The organism is Herbaspirillum sp. RTI4 (assembly GCF_034313965.1).
Lineage (GTDB): Bacteria > Pseudomonadota > Gammaproteobacteria > Burkholderiales > Burkholderiaceae_D > Herbaspirillum.
In genome coordinates this window covers 951,768-969,927 of the sequence record NZ_JAVIWQ010000002.1, presented here as the reverse complement: position 1 = coordinate 969,927, position 18,160 = coordinate 951,768, and the positions used below count along the sequence as shown (strand labels likewise).

The following is an 18,160-nucleotide window of genomic DNA, read 5'->3' as shown; positions in this document are numbered from 1 at the left end:
TAATAAAGGATATTTTACTGACAACAGAAATAAATCCCGAAAGAACCTCACCCGTTAACATCACATACGCAGCTCGAAAGCTTACAAATCAAGCTTGCTTTAACTACGGCGGTGTAGAGAAACAGCTTACGTTCGGCCATAACTATCCTCAAAACGCACAATATCGTCTTCCCCTAAATACCCGCCGCTTTGCACCTCGATCATGACCAGATTGAGTAATCCGGGATTTTCAAGCCTATGTTTGTGCCCCGCAGGTATGTACGTTGACTCATTGGTACTCACGAGAAACTCTTTCTCACCGTTTGTCACTTTAGCCATGCCACTGACCACAATCCAATGTTCGCTTCGGTGATGATGCATTTGCAAACTGAGGCTGGCACCCGGCTTGACTTCGATGCGCTTGATCTTGAAGCCATTACCCTCTTCCAACACAGTATAAGTCCCCCACGGCCGGTGCATCGTGCGATGAAATTTGTGCGCCTCGTGACCGCTGGCTTTCAATTCTGAATAGATATGCTTAACATCTTGTACCCGCGACTTATCGGCAATCAACACGGCATCAGGGGTATCAATAATGATGAGATTTTCAACACCGACTGCACCAATCAGACGCCCATTGCTATGTATAACGCAATTACTAGTGTTGTGAAGCAGGGTATCGCCCTGAATTCGGTTGCCGTTGATGTCTGGCTCAGTCAGATTGCCCAAGGCAGTCCATGAACCTATGTCACTCCACCCTATGTCGCAGGGAACAACAGCAACCTGATCGGATTTTTCCATGACAGCGTAGTCAATCGAATTGTCGGGGACCTCGTTGAAAGACTCCGGGTCGAGTTCAAGTTGTGTGAATCCCTTGCCCGAGGCAGAACGAGACTGCTCCATGCACGACTGAGTAGCGGAGAGTATCTGAGGACAATGCTGATTCATTTGCTGGAGCATAGAGCCGGCAGCAAAGCAGAAAATCCCCGAATTCCACAAAAACCGACCTGAGTTAAGATATTCCTGTGCTTTTTCCAGCGTCGGCTTTTCAACGAAGCGCAGGACCGTGTTTCCCTCTGCCTCAATATAGCCGTAACCGGTTTCGGCAGCATCCGGCCGAATACCAAAGGTAACCAGCTTTCCCGCAGCCGCAAGCTTGGTCGCCTTAGTCACCGCATCCTCAAAAGCCTGCTGATCTGCAATAAGGTGATCTGCAGCAAGCACTAGCATGATGGCATCCTCACCATATTTCTGCGCCACCTGAATAGAAGCAGCGGCAATTGCTGCTGCCGTATTGCGACCACAAGGCTCTAAAATATAAGAAGTGGCGATCTGCGTCCTATTGACTTCACGAAACTCGTCGACCGTTTTGAAGAACAGGTCCCGATTAGTTACCGTCAGGATTTCCGCGACATCCGGAAGGTTGGTACCGCGCAGGAAAGCTTTTTGCAGGAGACTTTGCCCGTCAGCCAAGCGGATAAACGGTTTGGGGTGGGATTCACGAGAAACAGGCCAAAGCCGAGATCCCGCACCACCGCAAAGAATGGTTGTAATTAAACGCATGAACTTCCTTTGAAGGTAATTTTCTACTTTTGCGCGCCCACATATCAACCAATTTCTAATTTCATGCTTTGCGTCATTGCAAAGACATTCAAGATCAAATTTAGACGACACAGAGAAAACCGTGCGAGTTTTGCAGGTTAAACGTCGATCCTGAAAAATCCAAATGAAGTCAAATTATACAAGAGCGACAGGACAAGCCTCCACAGCAGTCCATGCATCACCGCTTGAAATCGACACGAAAAATTACCGACTAAACTCCGAAACAGGACTCAGAGAAGGAACGCAATCCTGTCAATTGCTACGAAGTAGCAATTCCAACTCAAAATTAGTGTGGCGAAATTGCCGTTATATCCAGATATTGGATCTGAGTTTTAACGAATTTAGGCCTCAAATGCATAGTGTCACGATAAATTGGATCACCATTTCGATCGACACTCGGACAAAGTCCATTGACACAAAGAGTATCCACGGGATTAATGATACGGGCGCCAGCTGAAGTTGCTGCATCAATAAGCCGACTTTGGATTAGTGCAAACGGAACCATGAATTCTGCCTCCGGAACAGGATTTTTAACGAACATGAATCCACCGGTCAATGTGCGTTGAATCATGTGTTTGGGATCAAAATTTCCCCAAGGAATATTTAAAACAAGATATACACGTTTATGAGAGGCCACCAATGTAGCTATTAATTGATGAAGCTCATTCATAGCCTTAACTGCACCTACATTCGAAGATAACAGTGATTTTTCTGCTCCAACGTAAAAAGGACCGTTATAAAGATAACTAAACCAAGCCGCCCCAATTACGACGGTATCAACTTTTGGGTTCGCCGCAGTTTTAGTAAATTGAGAGATGAAACCAGCGCAGTAAGCATGCCCGGGCTCACGAGCGTCGGGTATCGGTGGACATCCATCACGAATAACAAATATAACGCCGCGATCAGTCCCCTTATTTTCTTTGACCAGCGTGGATATTCTTGCCCCGTACATTTCCATATTGCTATCCCCGAAATACAGAGTTTGGAAGCCATTTCCACCCGCAGTGTAGTACTTACCATCCTCAACAACATGAGGCGTCAAGCCACCCGGCCACTCCCATTCACCGGAAGCAGCGGAAATTTTATCCGCTTCAGGATTTCGCCCGGGAATACCATCCCGTATAAAAATAACCACACCAGCACACGTAATGATCGCCAAAGAAAATATCAAACCCGCCAACACCATTTTATTACCACTCTTGCGAACGGGCTTTTCAATAAGGAAATAACTTAAACATGCGAGGATAAAAGAAGCCCCTAATGTGGCGATGCGAACTTCTAGCGAGGGGGTCCCATTCGTCAGTATTCTGGAAAAATATAATAGCGGCCAATGCCAAAGATATAAGGGATAACTAATTAAACCCACATAAACCACAATTTTGTTAGAAAGAATCCACCTGTTTATCCAAGCATCCGGCCCAGAAAATATAAGAAAAAAAGCTCCGACAGTAGGTAGTAGCGCCCAGTATCCAGGAACAAAATAAGTATTTTTAATAACCACAATTCCTATTATTACAAATAATATTCCCAATATAGAAAATACATTCAAAATACGGCTGGTCAAATATTGCTGGATGCGGCCACGATGATTCAAATCAATGTCCGCGAGTATGGCGCCAATTAACAACTCCCAGGCTCGCGCCTGTAACAACCAAAACGCACTGACTGAACCACTCTCGGAAGAATAAATATTTATGAAAAATGAAATTAAAAATAGAAATAATGCAGATCCAATAATATTTAATCTAAAGCGATAAATTAAAAAAATAATAACAGGCCAAAGTATATAAAACTGTTCCTCTATGCCAAGCGACCAAAGATGCAACAATGGCTTTAGTTCGGCAATCGTATCAAAATAACCAATCTCGCAAAAAAATAGATATTCGAGTAAAAAAGGGTACCGGCAATAACACTTTTTGCCAGCATCTTATATTCATCAAACAGCATAAAAAACCAGCCCAATACGAGGCAGGTAGCCAAGACAACGATCAATGAAGGGAAAATCCTTTTTATTCTACGAACATAGAATCCTTTTACACTAAACTGTTCAAGATATAAAGATTGCAAGATTAATTTAGTTATCAAATAGCCGGAAATAACGAAAAAAATATCAACACCAACAAATCCTCCTTGCAGAAGAGATGGAAAAGCATGATAGAAAATAACTGAAAGTATCGCAACAGCTCTAAGTCCATCAATATCCGGACGGTACTGCGAATGCACGGTATTCATATTAGCTTATCTATGCTGATTATTTTTTTGGCAAATAAACGCCAAAGAATTTTATTTTAAAATTTCCTGGAATAGTTTTCGTTACTCGCAATACAAGAAACTACTAGCGCCGCCATATTTTATTGCTGATTAGTTAGCGGGCCGGATAATCACAATCAGAAAATTCGACATCCAACCACTTTTGCAAGCTTTCGCAATAGATTCAGTTCCCGTATCACACAAAATAGTGTGCAAGAATTGCGTCCGAAATGAGCAATTAAAAACACTAATGCCCCGTTTAGATACCGTTAAAAACTCTTACAATTCTTCATCGAATCGGGATTGAATCACTTGGCACCGCTGTTGATGATGGGAAATAATACGACTAATTAAGCTCACTCTGCTCGGCGCAAAAGCATCATATTGTCAACTCTCAACTCTTCTTTATAACCAGCAGTCCATACTTTTTCAGTTATGCATTTTTGCATTTCCCGGTAATCTTTAGATAAACTATTAATTCTAAATTGGATTAAATTATCCTCATTTTTTTCAAAATAAAGTAATAAATAATTAACTCGCCCCAATCCTACTGGAAAAACAGAAACTAGATTTTTATTCTTCAATAGTTTCCAAGTATTAAATGGGGGAGTCTGCGCGACGCTTGCTGTGGGATGGATCAGGGCAACTAATTTATCGGCTCTCGCAGCCTCATATAGGTTTGAAGAAAACTGTGATGGCACGACATATAGGTCAATTAACGACCCCATTAAACCTTCATTGATATATTCAAAATCCCATCGAATAATTTTTCCATAAGGATTTTGAAAGCACATTGCACAAGCCACCAAAATTAAAAAGCCTGAGGGACACAATCGGCAGAGCCATTGATATACACTTTCGTTTCTTTCGCGCTGACACCACTCTGATAGACTCACGATACCGATCAGTCCTGCATAAACGATGAAGGGGAAATAAAAACTATGGTAATGAGTAAACCAACCATCTTTTTCTAATCCATGCATCGTCACAATGATATTCGGCAACAACATAATTAGCGCTAGGAGAGCGACGCGCCATTGAAATACGATAGCTAATGAAAAAAATATCAGGTTGAAATAAATTAATTTAATGAGGCCAGGCTGGAATACATTTTCAATAATAGTGTCGAATGAGTAAAATGATTTATAGACCGCCTGATTATCAATATTTTTTTGAAATAAGAGATAAACACTGAGATACACACATAAACTTAGCGAAACCACCAGAACAAACCGAATATTTCTCTTTGGAGCTCCTACGTACAAGATAAGGCTGCTTAATGAAAACATTAAAAGCAGGAGCGCTGCACGCTCATGAATGGACGCCCCAACAATTACAATAAGGGCAGTTCCAAGCATTCGCAAACCGGTAAGTTCATGTCGGCTTGCGATTGCCCCATGCAGAGTCAGCGCATAAAAGAGTGCCAATGGCATGAACATACGATCAAAATAAAACCATCCTTCTGCAGATATTCGCCATGCAGGATGCGCGCACAATGCGATCATAAACAAAAAGCCGATATAACTTGGAACTTTGGTTTTTCGTAAATAAACGTACGCGACTAACGGCAATCCGACAAAGGAAAAGGTATTGGCTACAGCGGCCGTAAATTCAGGTCCAAAAAAATACGAGATCACCGAGAGTGGGTAAACAATAAAGTTAGCATGCCCAAGTAAAATATTGGCTGGACTCGAATCCATCACTGCACTGAAATCAGAGGAGCAATATTGAGCCACTGCCATATCTAAATAGGGAGCTATATTGAGATATGCTCGAACCGCAAATGTCGTAGGAAGCCCGCTCCTTAAGGTATTATCGATCACCTCTAGAAAAAAAGCCGTGTCAGTATCACCTATGCCCTGTCTAGCTTTCCATAATGAATAAATTCCTACGATAAGGCCAAGGCATATTAAAAATGCATAATTAAGGAGGTTAAATAAAAACGAGAGATTACAACCACTCAGTTTTTTTTTGAAAATTTTTAAAATTAAATACATATATTCGAATGGTTGAAAAAATTCTATACGCAGATTGTAAGTAGGTGGATACATCTCCGCATTTAGATAATCTATTATGTTGTAGGTATGCCCTAAGACACTCAGCCCCTCTCAGAAAATCATCGATTCGCACCACATACCAACTACTAATTTCCATAATCAGATTCGCACATGAATCTGTCTTTTTTAAATAAGATCAGGTCATGATCTGCAACACTAGACTTAGGCACTACACACATTATACAAATCATTAATATCTAAATTAATCAGCCTCGACTTTTATTAATTACGTTTAAATACAAGAATGCCAATTGGATCTATAGCTTTGACAAACACAAAGCCACTTTTAACTATTCTTTTTGAGAGGCACAAATTCAACGCATCTGTCTCCGCTTTGCCAAAAAAACTAACTGCTCCTGACATCGTTGTTACCCGCCCAGCGTTAGCAGTACCAGCAACAATCAAGTAATCAGCACTATCTATACCAACAGGATATAGGGACAGCAATCGTGACTTATAAAGCGAGGATATTACTCCATCAATCGCACTGACTTTGGCACCCGAAGGAATAATTGATCCAAGTTCTTTTAATTTTTCTACCTGAAATCTTTTCTCGGAACGACCAGTGTTTAGATAGTAACTAGAAATAGTTCCCCATATATTTTTACTATCAATCCAAAGAACCTGCTTCTCATATTTCGCAGAAAAAGGATTGAGATGACTGGCTGCTAACAAAACATAGACTCCGATTATCAACGGAAGCATGAAACATCCATAATTACCATTAAAGAATCGAATTACCCTTAAGTATCCAATCGAAGCCCCAAAAATAACAAATGGGAGATACATGGCATGATAATGAGTAGTCCATCCGTTGAATTCCGCTCCTCCTATTGGAATTAGTAGATTTGGCATCATCGCCCCGACCACAAGTACAACATATCGAAAACCTGCAAATGGAACAAAAATACCAATGAACAAAAGATTAACCAATAAAAACGCTGATATCTCTGGCACTTGAAATCTCAGCACCGTATTTTTTAGCATCTCTATATTCGCAACAATTAACAGCGAGCCTCCATTTTCCATGCCCACATAGAAGAAGCGAAGATAGATGTACAAATATCCCATAAGAATTGCGAGCAGTACCAACACTGCGTTTCTGACTAGAGGGGATTTACGTATCCTCGGGAAAAAGAGCAGGAAAAAAACGATTTCTGCCGCCATCATGATGGCGGCGCGTTCCGTAAATAAGGCAGCAATAACAGCCGACACAATAAAGCCCAGTACTAAACGTCTGTCCGTTCCTTGCCCATCCCTTTGCGCGATAGCGTGCATGAAAAAAAGTGACAACAATGCAAATGGCATATACAAACGGTCAAGATAATAATCACCGACCATCGAATATGACCACGCAGGATAGAGTGAGATACAAAACACAAACGCCAAGCAAGGCAAAAGCCGACCACCTTGCCTCCTTAAAAAAACATATGGAATGATCAATAACAGGACATGCGCCAAGGCAGATAAAAATGCAAAAGTCAGCTCAGGACCGACGAGTGCCGTGAGTGGCGCGATCAAATACAAGGCAGCATAGGCATGGTTATCTAAAACGTTATAAGGAGTCAGCTTTTCCAGATCCAGATCATCCTTGCAAACAGACTCCACAGGTTGAGTAAACGACCTTAGTACGAAGGGCCAGGTTGCAATTGTTCTCGAAGTTGCCCGACCGCTATCAATAACGCTCTGTGAACTTTCGTACAAAAAAACCGAATCCAAATGTTTTAAAGCACTGGTTTGATAAAAGAAATTGGTGAACAGTGCCACGATAACCATACACGTCGCGGCAACCAACCATTTTTCAATTTTTCCCATACGAATTTTCCTAAACGGAGGCAACACTAAAGCTAAAACCAAATTAAACATAATAGGTACTACCACTGCTCATTAACAATATGAAGTAGCTGAAACTGGATATAAATCTAGTGGATAATCAATTTTATGATTACGCCTTCATCTCGGATCATTAGGCAGAACCTGAAATCATCCACAAAGAAAGTATGTAGGCCATTCGGTAATCCGGCCTTCTAGTCTTATCGCTATAGTAAATTTTGATCAGATGGGGCGGCAACTTGTGTACCGAACACGAATCTCGACTGAAGGTAATAAGTAAAAAGTGCCATAGGCAAGACGACTACGGCCATCGCCCATATTCGCCCCCCTACAATCGGAGACAGCCATCCGATCAATTCCAAGTAAATGATGAAAATCACACCATAACAAATAAGAAACCTGGGAATTTTTTTTGCACTGGCATTTTCAAAAACCAAACTGCCCGTCGTGAAAAAATTGAACGTTATGCACACGATATTTGAAATTATCAACACCATCCATGTTGGCAACGGCGTGAGCGCGAAGAGACTAAATACAAGCAATCCAAATAACGTATTAAGTCCACCGACAATTAGATATTTTGTAAAGCGAGTCGATACATATTTATTCATGGGTAATCAATATCCTTTAATTGTTCCAACAGAACACCTGTTCCAGAGCCGATCTCAAGAACTCTGACTTTCCGTTTCAACGCTCCCAAAATTGGCAACATCGCCTTAATGTAAGCTTTGGCAGCATCGTTGGCTTCTTCTGAGCTGTCGTATTCAGCCAGGTGGTATGCATTCGCGAGCTCATTTTGAGCGGGAGGATTGCTCGCATATACAAGATCACATTTCTTGCAGCGAACTAGCCGATGACACATGTACTCCGGCTCTTTACGAGAGGCGTAACTAAAACTAGATATTCGACTTTCGTCGATATTTTCTTCCTGGAATAACAGGGCATCTTCAGCGGGAGAATCACAAACAGGGCAGGAGCGCAAAGCTGGCATGGCGACCTTTTAGTAAAAACAAGAGTGGAATCTGGCATCGGTTCTAGACCCAACGGGAGGGTTAATATGACATTCCCGTTCGGAACAAAACAAATAATATTTCACCAACAAACACTTTCGTATCATTGATGCGCACCTTCACCTCGGACCCAAAGCATTGCCAAGGTTGTTATCAGATGATGGAAACGAGCTACAGGGGAATAGGCAATTTCGTTGCATTGATACCTATTGAATTAGGCGACACTGTTGACATCTAGATTAAGGCATTTAATGCCTACAGAAATAAAGTGTCTCAATGGAAAACTCGGGGGCGGCAACGTCTAAAATGCTGTTTAATGTCCTTGGCAGTTGTGGCGAAAAACCCGACAACCGTTTCAAATTACCGATCAAGTCAACATCTCAAACAGAAATTCCATCCGACACATCAATACAGTTAACGACTACGATCAAAAATTTTCCCATCCGGCAGTAAATCAGTTGAACCACCATTACGAATCAGAGCGGAACGAATCAGCCGCGGCCGTCCTTTGACCTCAGCCATAATCTTGGCGACATATTCACCGACTAAACCTATAGCAAAAAGATTAAACGACCCGAACATGAGAATCGCAAGCAATATGGTGGTCGCGCCTCGAGGAGCAATATCGGGTACTAACAAACGGAGCACCACCACCACCACTGCAATGAAGGTAGTCAGCATCAGCGATAGGATGCCGGCACTCGTAAGCATGGTAAGGGGCGCGTTACTAAACGAAAATATCCCCTTTTTAGCCCAGTCAATGTTCTTGAAAAGACTGTTAGTAGTCACCCCAAACATCCGATCTGGTCTGACATAATCGACACCAGTTTGCTTAAATCCAACATAGGCGCGAAGCCCACGTACAAAGAGATCCCGCTCAGGACAGTTCAGCAACCAACCAACTACTCGACTATCCATCAGCGAAAAATCACCGGCATCAAGAGGTATGGTGACATAGCTAAACATCGCAAATACACGATAGAAAAGTTTATACATCAGCCCCCAGTACCAAGGCATGTCGCGCTTCACACGTCGGCCATAAACTACGTCATAACCCTTTTCCCACTCGGCATAAAATGATTCGATCAGCTCTGGCGGATCTTGCAGATCCCCGTCCAGCAAGACTACGCTGTCCTTGGTGGAAAGCTCCATGCCACTCCGGAATGCCATCTGAGAACCAAAATTACGAGAATGGGTAATCCCGATCACCCGAGGATCTTTTTCGCTGATTTCTAAAATAACCTGCGCACTATCGTCGGGACTGCCATCGTTGACAAAAATAATTTCGTAATCGATCCCAAGCTTAACGAAGGTATCCGTCAGCCGTCGATGCATCACAGGGATTGCCTGTCCATCCTTGTAGCAAGCAATAATCGCCGACACACTGCGTTTCCGTATATTTTTGTTCTTTTTGGATCCCGTGACCATTTGGTTATCGGTCAGCGTCACAACCCAAGCGGCCATGGATCGGAGTCCTTCCGGAAGATTGATGGTAGCCTCCCAACCCAATTGCTCACTTGCCCGACGTGGGTCGGAATACCATTCTGCCAAATCCCAGTTGCGGCCTTCCATGGTGCCGAATTTCGGTTCTTCCTCAATGTTAAATTCATTCCGCGTAACTGCAGCCAACTCCGCAATCGTTGTCTTAATGCCGGTTCCGATATTGAAATTTTCGCCGTACAAGCCAGGATGCATTTTTGCGGCCGCCATAATGAATGCGGCGCAAACATCCTCCACATGAATAAAATCACGCGAGGTACGCGGATCTACAAAGGGGGGTAATCCACCTTCAAGCGCCTTACGGACCAAATTGGGGATCAGCCGAGAAGTATCTTCGAGGGGCCCGTATACAGAGTACAAACGCAAGTTCACACACGGAAAGCTACGTTGTTTACCCATAAAACGCAGGTAGCCCCCTATCGCTACTTTTGACACTGAGTAGGCGCTATTCGGTTCGCATACGCTGTCTTCAGGCGGCGCGGCACAATTCGTACCGTACTCGGAAGAGCTGCCGGCATGAATGAAAGCAGCAAAGGGCTGTTGTGCCAGCAACTCGACGAAATTCACAATTGACTGAAAATTCGTCTGATATATAAGGGTTGCATCTTCCTCAAACGAATAGGCGCCATAAGCCACACAATCGAAAACCGTTTGTGGTGCAACGCTATTAATGAGATTTTTTACCGCTGAATAATCATTCAGATCGACCGCAATGACTTGTTCATCGCTGACTTCTGCGAGACGCCAGTTTTTTTCATGCCGAACGGCCGCATACACATCACTGCGTATCGCACTGATAGTCTTAAATAAATTGGCACCAACAAAACCTGATGCGCCCGCGACCAGAATCGGGCCACGCAAAGCGCGTATATAAGCATGCAATTGACTCATGCTAAGCGCCCTTCAGTGCGACCAATAAGCTATCCACATCAAGCCCCGATTGCCGTCGAAGATAAGCTTGGGAACCATAGCGCTCGTAATGATGCGCCTTGGCATAAAGGTGACTAAATTTCTTGACTGCAATTCCTTTACCCGCCAAGTGCAGCAGCAGCTCCGAACCGAACCCGCCACGTCGCACATGTTCTTCGGCAACGCACAGACTGGAGCAGCCCTCTATTTGTGCCAACAACTCCACTGGCAAGGGAGACACGTCAATGGGTAATTCGGCTACCGCCCACAGCCTCGGCCTCAGGTTTTCAGCTTGCTGTTCAATCGCTTCGATATAAATACCCGCAAGCGGACCTACTGCGATCACGACAGGGCCACCGCCTTGCGTTAGCTGACGCCAGGGTGCGTATGCCGGTACAGAATAAGATTTAGGAGGCTCACCGCGCCCGGTCCTGATATAAGAGGGGCGCCCCGAATCACCTGCTCGCTCAACCACAGCGGCCATATCTTCATCAAAAACCGGTATATAAACAGACATGTTCGGCAAAGTTAACAACACGCCATAATCATCGATGGCATGGTGAGTCGGCCCCATTACACCGTAACCATAACCGCCACCATTACCAATCAACTTGACAGGCAAGTTATGAAAAGCAATGTCATTGCGAATTTGTTCAAACGGCCTGGCATAAATGAAAGGCGCAATACTATATGCCCAAACATCCAATTCTTGCCGCGCAAGTGCGGCAGCGACCGAAATCATGTTCTGCTCCGCCACACCGGCATTGATAAACCGGCTCCCCATTGCAGTCTGAAGCGGCTCTAGCGCCATAAAGCCGAGATCGCCGGTCAGAAATACCATTTTCTGATTCACCGAACGTGCCACCAGGGCGTCACAAAGTTGCTTCCTCATAGCGAATCAAGCTCCTCGCTGGCCATCCGAAACTGGTTTTCAGTGAGGGGAAGGTAATGTGAATCCATACGGTGCTCCATAAAGCTGACGCCTCGACCTTTTATTGTTTTCAAAATGATAATTCGGAAGCGCGTTTGTTCGCCTGACAATGCAGCGCGGATAGCGTCCAGATCGTGACCGTCAATCACTTGCACTTCGACGTCAAATCCTTGAAATTTTTTCCATAACGGCGCCATTGAGGCAGTATCCGTAGTCGAGCCAAAGCCTTGCAAGTTATTGTGATCAACCAGAACAGTCAGGTTATTGAGTTTTTGGTGGCACGAGAAGATGAGCGCCTCCCAGGTCGAACCTTCCTGCCACTCACCATCGGAAGTTAAGCAGATTACTTGCGCAGCGCTATTTTTAAGCTTAAAACCTAAAGCTGTGCCGGCAGCAAGTGACAAACCATGACCGAGACTTCCTGTCGCAAAAGGGATTTCCGCAATTCCTTTTGCAGGTGGGTGGCCGGCAAGCAGAGTGTCATCTTTATGGAAGAGTTTTAAATCTGCATCCTGAAGTCGACCAATACTCCAAAGGGATGTATATAACGCACCAGCTGAATGCCCCTTGGACAAAATGAATTTATCGTCCGCCTCCAGATATTCATGAAAAATTACCAGCATTGAATCCAGTGCCGACAAATTCCCACCGATATGGCCAACACCGCTTTCAAAATGCATTTGAAGAAGGCGTTTTCGAGCCGCCTTAAGCTTTTCTGACGTTAGGATTATTTTTTTCATATGGCGATGCGTTCTGATTTAACCCGTGACATTGTAACCGGCCGCTATGAGAGTAGCGATTTTTAAATCGAATGAATGCGTTTAAGTTCGAATAATCAGGGAATAAAAGCAGCAAACAACACAGCGAAAAGGGAGGAAGTCGAGTTTTAGGTTCGATATAAATGATCAATAGCGCTCCTTACAAAATTGAAGTACATCTGAACAATTCGGCTAAAAGTGCGAATTCAGTTGGCAGTAGGGAGCCTTAGATGCCTCGAACCGAAGGTATACCCATTACCCAAGCACTGTTTGCAAAATGCGCTATGCGGTCGACACTATTCATTTGCACAAAATCAGTGCGCATCGAATCGCCACATCAATACCGAAAATGTTGCTCGGCAAACGCCCCGCCATTACCCAAACAGCGACGGCTATCAGCACATGTCACCCACGTCAATTAACTGCCAAGCACAGTATGAGTACCAATTTCATGGACGCCCCCCCTCCCTGTAGATTAAAATCTAGAATTCAATGCGGGCAGTTGGCGATTTGCGAATTTATGCTGCTAAGCACATCAGGAAAGTACTTGTGTCAATAATTCATATTCTGGACAAACTCGCGCCGGATGCTACTTTGCCTGTAACGGCACACCAAATTGGCAAGTCAGAGGTGCCGCTGCAATGAAAAAAGTCGCCATCCTCCAATCCAACTACATCCCCTGGAAGGGCTACTTCGACATGATCGCCGCAGTCGATGAGTTCATCCTTTACGACGACATGCAGTACACACGCCGCGACTGGCGCAATCGCAACCAGATCAAGACACCTCAGGGGATTCAATGGTTGACGGTACCCGTTCTGGTCAAGGGAAAATATCATCAAAAAATCCGTGAAACCGAACTCGATGATGCGGATTGGGCCGCTTCCCACTGGAAAGCATTAGTGCAGAATTATCGTAGGGCACCGTATTTTGACGAGATAGCGGTATGGCTGGAACCGCTCTATATTGCGAATTCCTATACTCACATTTCGCAGCTGAATCACACGTTCATTAACGCCATCTGCAAGTTTCTGAATATCAAGACAGTAATTAGAAATTCATGGGATTACAGCCTGCTTGACGGAAAAACCGAGCGATTAGCAGATCTTTGCCAGCAAGCCGGCGGCACGGAATACATCTCCGGTCCAGCAGCCAAAGATTATGTCGAGGAAAAAATATTCACTGACATGAATATCAAACTGACCTGGTTTGATTATGTCGGGTACCCTGAATACCCACAGTTATGGGGAGAGTTCTCGCATGGTGTCACGATTCTCGACTTACTGTTCAACTGCGGGAAAGATGCACATCGATACATGAGGCATGTACAACCATGAAGCTTTCGATTGTCGCAACACTCTACCAATCAGCGACCTACATCCCTGAGTTTTATCATCGAACCAGTGTCGCCGCGAGGAACCTCGCAGGAGACGATTATGAAATTATCTTGGTCAATGACGGCTCCCCCGACAACAGTCTCGATCTCGCAGTCGAGCTCACTGAAACCGACAGTCATATTATGGTCGTCGACCTATCGCGTAATTTCGGCCACCACAAAGCCATGATGACTGGCCTCGCTCACTCAACCGGAGAGCGGGTCTTACTGATTGATAGTGACCTGGAAGAAGAGCCAGAGTGCCTGACTGACTTCGCTCAGCAAATGCAAAGCCAATGCTGCGACGTCGTCTACGGAGTACAAGAGCAGCGCAAAGGAAACTGGTTGGAGCGCTTGAGCGGCCGTTGGTTTTATCGTTTATTCAATTTCCTGACTGGTTTCGCACTACCGGAAAACATTGTCACCGCAAGATTGATGAGCCGCCGCTACGTCAACGCCTTGCTACTGCATAAAGAGAGTGAAATTTTTATTGCTGGATTGTGGCACATTACCGGTTTTCAGCAACAGCCGCATCTTGTAAAAAAACATAGCACTAGTCAAACCACTTACACGTTCAGTAAAAAAATTTCGCTCCTCGTCAATTCAGTCACATCCTTCAGTAATGTGCCACTTGTCGGCATCTTTTATATCGGAGTAATAATTTCGATTTTTACAGCGATTTACATCCTATATCTGATAACGGATTGGGTATTTTTTGCGAAACCCTTAAGCGGCTGGACTTCAGTTATGGCATCAATCTGGTTAATTGGTGGAATGGTCATCTCGTTTATTGGTGTAGTTGGCATTTATCTATCTAAAATATTTTCTGAAACAAAACAGCGCCCCTACACCATCGTGAGACAAATTTATGCAAAACAACGACAATGACCTGTTAGCCGATGTTGCTAAATATTATGACATCAAACTTGCAGAGCATGGAGATACGCCTAAAGGAGTCGATTGGAATGGAGAAGAAAGTCAAATACTTCGCTTCTTGAAACTTTCAACTATCCTTGATGAAAAAAATAATTTTTCTTTAAATGATTTGGGCTGTGGTTATGGCGCTCTCTATGATTTTCTCGCTAAAAAAAATGAAAAATTCTCTTATTTAGGAATAGACGTTTCTGAAAATATGATTCGGGCTGCTATGCTGCGACATAAAGATTCATCTCAAGCACGTTTCATTTTATCTAAAGAGCCGGATCACACATCTGATTACGGTATAGCAAGTGGTATTTTTAATGTTCGGCTGGGTAGGTCGGATGATGAATGGTGGGCTTATTTAGAAGCCACTTTGGATATTCTTGATAAAACTAGCAGTATTGGTTTCGCATTCAATTGTCTGACATCTTATTCAGATGCGAACAAGATGCATGACTATTTATATTATGCAAACCCTGGCGCACTCTTTGATCTTTGCAAACGCCGATATTCACGCAATGTAGCTCTTCTACATGATTACGGCTTATACGAATTCACGATCCTCGTAAGAAAGTAAACATGAAAACTCCGCTAATAATTTTTGGTACAGGAGATATTGCACAATTGGCAGCGTTTTACTTCAGCACGGATTCAGAATATGAGGTAATCGCGTTTACTGTTGATTCAACGTACATGCAGGAAGAAAAATTTTGTGAGCTACCTGTCGTAGCCTTTGAGGATGTTGTAAAAATTTACGCTCCTGAAAAATTCACATTTTTTGTCGCTCTTAGCTATTCAAAGCTTAATAATGTCCGAAAAGATAAATATTTGGCTGCCAAAGCATTAGGCTATCCAATAGCCACCTTCATCAGCTCTCACGCGACAGTGTTGAATGAGGGTCGCATCGGAGAGAATTGCTTTATTTTTGAAGACAACACTATTCAACCATTCGTCACCATCGGCAACAACGTCACGCTGTGGAGCGGCAATCATATTGGCCACCACTCCGTCATCAAGGATCACTGTTTCATTGCCTCTCATGCCGTTATATCAGGGCGGGTTGAGATCGGAGAACAGTGCTTTATCGGCGTCAATGCCACCTTGCGCGATCACATTAAGATTGGTGAAAAATGTGTCATTGGTGCCGGTGCCCTATTGCTTGCTGATGCAGAACCTGAGGGAGTGTATGTCGGCACCATAACTACACGATCAAAAGTACCGAGCACAAGATTAAGAGGGATATAAGTATGAAATGGCGGAAACTTGGACTCATTTTTTGTCCGTCTGGCGAAACACCATGGATGCACACGCATGCAGCCGTACCAATTGCCGAAAATCTCGGGGGCGACCTATTCAAAATTTATTTCAGTTCACGCGATCAATCCAATAGGAGCTATACGGGATATGTAGTGATCGATATCACCGCCCCCAATCAAATGCTCGAATTATCTACCGCACCCGTTCTGGCTCCCGGTGGACTCGGCGAATTTGACGACAGCGGCGCAATGGCAACCTGGTTGACACAACATGAAGATAAAAAATTTCTCTATTACATAGGATGGAATCTGGGTGTTACAGTCCCTTTCCGGAATTCGATAGGATTATCAATCAATAATCCGGATGGCAGTTTCAGTCGCTACTCGGAAGGACCCATCGTTGATCGCTCTGTAAAAGAACCGCATTTTTGCGCAAGTTGTTGTGTGTTGCCGGGAGATGATTTTTGGCGCATGTGGTACCTGTCCTGTGTGGGTTGGAGAATACGCGAAGGTAAACCCGAACACCGATATCACATCAAATATGCAGAGTCGCCGGATGGCATTCATTGGCAACGCGATGGGAAAGTCTGCATCGATTTTACCGATGATGGAGAGTATGCAATTTCACGCCCGTCCGTGATGCGCGACCAGGACTGCTGGAGGATGTGGTATTCGTACCGGGGTCCGCGTTATCGGATAGGGTATGCAGAATCTGCCGATGGTCGTCACTGGACCCGACGCGACAACGAGGCAGGCATTGACGTGTCCGCTACCGGGTGGGATTCGGGCATGGTGGAATATCCGTACGTATTTGATCACAAAGGCCAGCGCTACATGCTCTACAACGGCAACGGATATGGGACGACCGGATTTGGCTTGGCTGTATTGGAAAAAAGCTAATGCCCCGCCTTTTCGACCATCTCTATATTCTGGCGACGATGGCATTCACTGTTTACGGGCAACTGATACTCAAGTGGCGCATCCAGAATTTCGGTGCGTTTCCAGTCGACGGCATGGAAAAATTGAGATTCCTGTTCGCACTCTTTTTTGATCCCCTGATTTTTTCCGGTTTTGTCTCTGCATTCCTGGCATCCCTTGCATGGATGGCCGCGATGACGAAATTCGATTTGAATTACGCCTATCCCTTCATGAGTATCAACTTTGCGCTGGTGGTACTTCTGAGTGGTTGGTTGCTTAACGAACCCGTATCCATGCAAAAAATCCTGGGAATTGTATTGATAACCATTGGAACTGTAGTAGCAGTTCGCGGATGATTTATAAAAACTCACGCTAACCGGCCTATATCTGGCACTTGATACGCTAAAGTCAATAAAAAATGTTTTTAAAAAAATAAGTTCCTTCAAAAAGACAAATCCAGATAACTCAGGAATTTTTTTTGACATCCTAAGCATATTATTTTTAATATGCATTTTTTATATTATTGGAATATATTCCTACTGGAAAGCTAATCAAGGCTTGGGCGATACTGATACCGATTTTTTTGCATATTATTATTAAAAACATACTGATGTGTTTTTACCCTATAAATATGTGAAAAATAAAATATTCGCCACCTGCATATCAATCCGACCCGAGCGGTATACCAATATTTGATATTTTGAGATACGCGCCGCATAAAGAGCAGGCACGCCAAAGCGTTGCTGATGCAATTCAAGCCGCGGGATACAAAGAAGTTGCAAGATTCGATCATCTTATGATCCTCCGCAAGCACATGTGAAACTGGTGTAGAAGTTAAGAATAAATAGCATCCCGACGAAT

Annotated in this window: 16 protein-coding genes; 6 read left to right on the top strand and 10 right to left on the bottom strand. The window is 43.9% G+C overall.

The annotated features are described in order from the left end of the window. Positions 1 to 126: 126 nt before the first annotated feature. The 10 genes from RGU70_RS04600 to RGU70_RS04560 all read right to left on the bottom strand — a co-directional run bounded on the left by RGU70_RS04600 (position 127) and on the right by RGU70_RS04560 (position 12,811). Positions 127 to 1,542 carry a mannose-1-phosphate guanylyltransferase/mannose-6-phosphate isomerase gene (locus tag RGU70_RS04600; protein ID WP_322208222.1) on the bottom strand — a complete coding sequence of 472 codons (1,416 nt, stop codon included), beginning with the start codon at positions 1,540 to 1,542 and terminating at the stop codon, positions 127 to 129. 325 nt (positions 1,543 to 1,867) lie between these two features. After that, the gene (locus RGU70_RS04595) at positions 1,868 to 3,409 is read right to left on the bottom strand and encodes an acyltransferase family protein (RefSeq protein ID WP_322208221.1); all 1,542 of its coding nucleotides are present in this window, start codon (positions 3,407 to 3,409) and stop codon (positions 1,868 to 1,870) included. Positions 3,410 to 3,414: 5 nt separating this feature from the next. Further along, on the bottom strand, positions 3,415 to 3,813 hold the full coding sequence (locus RGU70_RS04590; protein WP_322208220.1) for an acyltransferase: 399 nt from the start codon (positions 3,811 to 3,813) through the stop codon (positions 3,415 to 3,417). 374 nt (positions 3,814 to 4,187) lie between these two features. Next, positions 4,188 to 5,882 carry a hypothetical protein gene (locus RGU70_RS04585; RefSeq protein ID WP_322208219.1) on the bottom strand — a complete coding sequence of 565 codons (1,695 nt, stop codon included), beginning with the start codon at positions 5,880 to 5,882 and terminating at the stop codon, positions 4,188 to 4,190. A gap of 228 nt (positions 5,883 to 6,110) precedes the next feature. After that, positions 6,111 to 7,703 (bottom strand): hypothetical protein, encoded by a 1,593-nt coding sequence (locus RGU70_RS04580; protein WP_322208218.1) that lies wholly within the window; start codon positions 7,701 to 7,703, stop codon positions 6,111 to 6,113. A gap of 224 nt (positions 7,704 to 7,927) precedes the next feature. Further along, positions 7,928 to 8,332 carry a GtrA family protein gene (locus RGU70_RS17665; protein ID WP_416186478.1) on the bottom strand — a complete coding sequence of 135 codons (405 nt, stop codon included), beginning with the start codon at positions 8,330 to 8,332 and terminating at the stop codon, positions 7,928 to 7,930. Next, positions 8,329 to 8,712, bottom strand: a complete 384-nt coding sequence (locus RGU70_RS04575; protein WP_322208217.1) for a hypothetical protein — start codon at positions 8,710 to 8,712, stop codon at positions 8,329 to 8,331. Before RGU70_RS04575 ends, RGU70_RS17665 begins: the two co-directional genes overlap by 4 nt. 433 nt (positions 8,713 to 9,145) lie before the next feature. Next, positions 9,146 to 11,122: an NAD-dependent epimerase/dehydratase family protein gene (locus RGU70_RS04570; protein ID WP_322208216.1), complete on the bottom strand. Its 1,977-nt coding sequence runs from the start codon at positions 11,120 to 11,122 to the stop codon at positions 9,146 to 9,148. A gap of 1 nt (position 11,123) precedes the next feature. Further along, positions 11,124 to 12,032, bottom strand: a complete 909-nt coding sequence (locus tag RGU70_RS04565) for a transketolase (RefSeq protein WP_322208215.1) — start codon at positions 12,030 to 12,032, stop codon at positions 11,124 to 11,126. Next, a complete protein-coding gene (locus RGU70_RS04560; RefSeq protein ID WP_322208214.1) occupies positions 12,029 to 12,811 on the bottom strand; it encodes a transketolase in 783 nt (260 codons plus the stop codon). The genes RGU70_RS04565 and RGU70_RS04560 overlap by 4 nt, the downstream gene beginning before the upstream one ends. Positions 12,812 to 13,470: 659 nt before the next feature. On the opposite strand from RGU70_RS04560, the gene RGU70_RS04555 reads away from it, so the two are divergent. From RGU70_RS04555 to RGU70_RS04530, 6 genes are read left to right on the top strand one after another with little or no spacing between them, the layout of a single operon-like run. Further along, positions 13,471 to 14,166, top strand: a complete 696-nt coding sequence (locus RGU70_RS04555) for a WbqC family protein (protein ID WP_322208213.1) — start codon at positions 13,471 to 13,473, stop codon at positions 14,164 to 14,166. Further along, on the top strand, positions 14,163 to 15,092 hold the full coding sequence (locus RGU70_RS04550; protein WP_322208212.1) for a glycosyltransferase family 2 protein: 930 nt from the start codon (positions 14,163 to 14,165) through the stop codon (positions 15,090 to 15,092). Before RGU70_RS04555 ends, RGU70_RS04550 begins: the two co-directional genes overlap by 4 nt. After that, positions 15,073 to 15,702 carry a class I SAM-dependent methyltransferase gene (locus RGU70_RS04545; RefSeq protein WP_322208211.1) on the top strand — a complete coding sequence of 210 codons (630 nt, stop codon included), beginning with the start codon at positions 15,073 to 15,075 and terminating at the stop codon, positions 15,700 to 15,702. Before RGU70_RS04550 ends, RGU70_RS04545 begins: the two co-directional genes overlap by 20 nt. Positions 15,703 to 15,704: 2 nt before the next feature. Continuing rightward, positions 15,705 to 16,370: an acetyltransferase gene (locus RGU70_RS04540; protein ID WP_322208210.1), complete on the top strand. Its 666-nt coding sequence runs from the start codon at positions 15,705 to 15,707 to the stop codon at positions 16,368 to 16,370. A 2-nt stretch (positions 16,371 to 16,372) separates the two neighbouring features. Then, positions 16,373 to 17,281 (top strand): hypothetical protein, encoded by a 909-nt coding sequence (locus RGU70_RS04535; RefSeq protein ID WP_322208209.1) that lies wholly within the window; start codon positions 16,373 to 16,375, stop codon positions 17,279 to 17,281. After that, positions 17,281 to 17,655 (top strand): EamA family transporter, encoded by a 375-nt coding sequence (locus RGU70_RS04530; RefSeq protein WP_322208208.1) that lies wholly within the window; start codon positions 17,281 to 17,283, stop codon positions 17,653 to 17,655. The genes RGU70_RS04535 and RGU70_RS04530 overlap by 1 nt, the downstream gene beginning before the upstream one ends. The last annotated feature ends 505 nt before the right edge of the window (positions 17,656 to 18,160 follow it).

Excerpts from the sequence above, each read along its gene's own strand:
- RGU70_RS04600 (WP_322208222.1), bottom strand. The coding sequence starts at position 1,542 with ATGCGTTTAATTACAACCATTCTTTGCGGTGGTGCGGGATCTCGGCTT.
- RGU70_RS04590 (WP_322208220.1), bottom strand. The coding sequence starts at position 3,813 with ATGAATACCGTGCATTCGCAGTACCGTCCGGATATTGATGGACTTAGA.
- RGU70_RS04585 (WP_322208219.1), bottom strand. The coding sequence starts at position 5,882 with ATGTATCCACCTACTTACAATCTGCGTATAGAATTTTTTCAACCATTC.
- RGU70_RS04580 (WP_322208218.1), bottom strand. The coding sequence starts at position 7,703 with ATGGGAAAAATTGAAAAATGGTTGGTTGCCGCGACGTGTATGGTTATC.
- RGU70_RS17665 (WP_416186478.1), bottom strand. The coding sequence starts at position 8,332 with ATGAATAAATATGTATCGACTCGCTTTACAAAATATCTAATTGTCGGT.
- RGU70_RS04575 (WP_322208217.1), bottom strand. The coding sequence starts at position 8,712 with ATGCCAGCTTTGCGCTCCTGCCCTGTTTGTGATTCTCCCGCTGAAGAT.
- RGU70_RS04570 (WP_322208216.1), bottom strand. The coding sequence starts at position 11,122 with ATGAGTCAATTGCATGCTTATATACGCGCTTTGCGTGGCCCGATTCTG.
- RGU70_RS04565 (WP_322208215.1), bottom strand. The coding sequence starts at position 12,032 with ATGAGGAAGCAACTTTGTGACGCCCTGGTGGCACGTTCGGTGAATCAG.
- RGU70_RS04560 (WP_322208214.1), bottom strand. The coding sequence starts at position 12,811 with ATGAAAAAAATAATCCTAACGTCAGAAAAGCTTAAGGCGGCTCGAAAA.
- RGU70_RS04555 (WP_322208213.1), top strand. The coding sequence starts at position 13,471 with ATGAAAAAAGTCGCCATCCTCCAATCCAACTACATCCCCTGGAAGGGC.
- RGU70_RS04550 (WP_322208212.1), top strand. The coding sequence starts at position 14,163 with ATGAAGCTTTCGATTGTCGCAACACTCTACCAATCAGCGACCTACATC.
- RGU70_RS04545 (WP_322208211.1), top strand. The coding sequence starts at position 15,073 with ATGCAAAACAACGACAATGACCTGTTAGCCGATGTTGCTAAATATTAT.
- RGU70_RS04540 (WP_322208210.1), top strand. The coding sequence starts at position 15,705 with ATGAAAACTCCGCTAATAATTTTTGGTACAGGAGATATTGCACAATTG.
- RGU70_RS04535 (WP_322208209.1), top strand. The coding sequence starts at position 16,373 with ATGAAATGGCGGAAACTTGGACTCATTTTTTGTCCGTCTGGCGAAACA.
- RGU70_RS04530 (WP_322208208.1), top strand. The coding sequence starts at position 17,281 with ATGCCCCGCCTTTTCGACCATCTCTATATTCTGGCGACGATGGCATTC.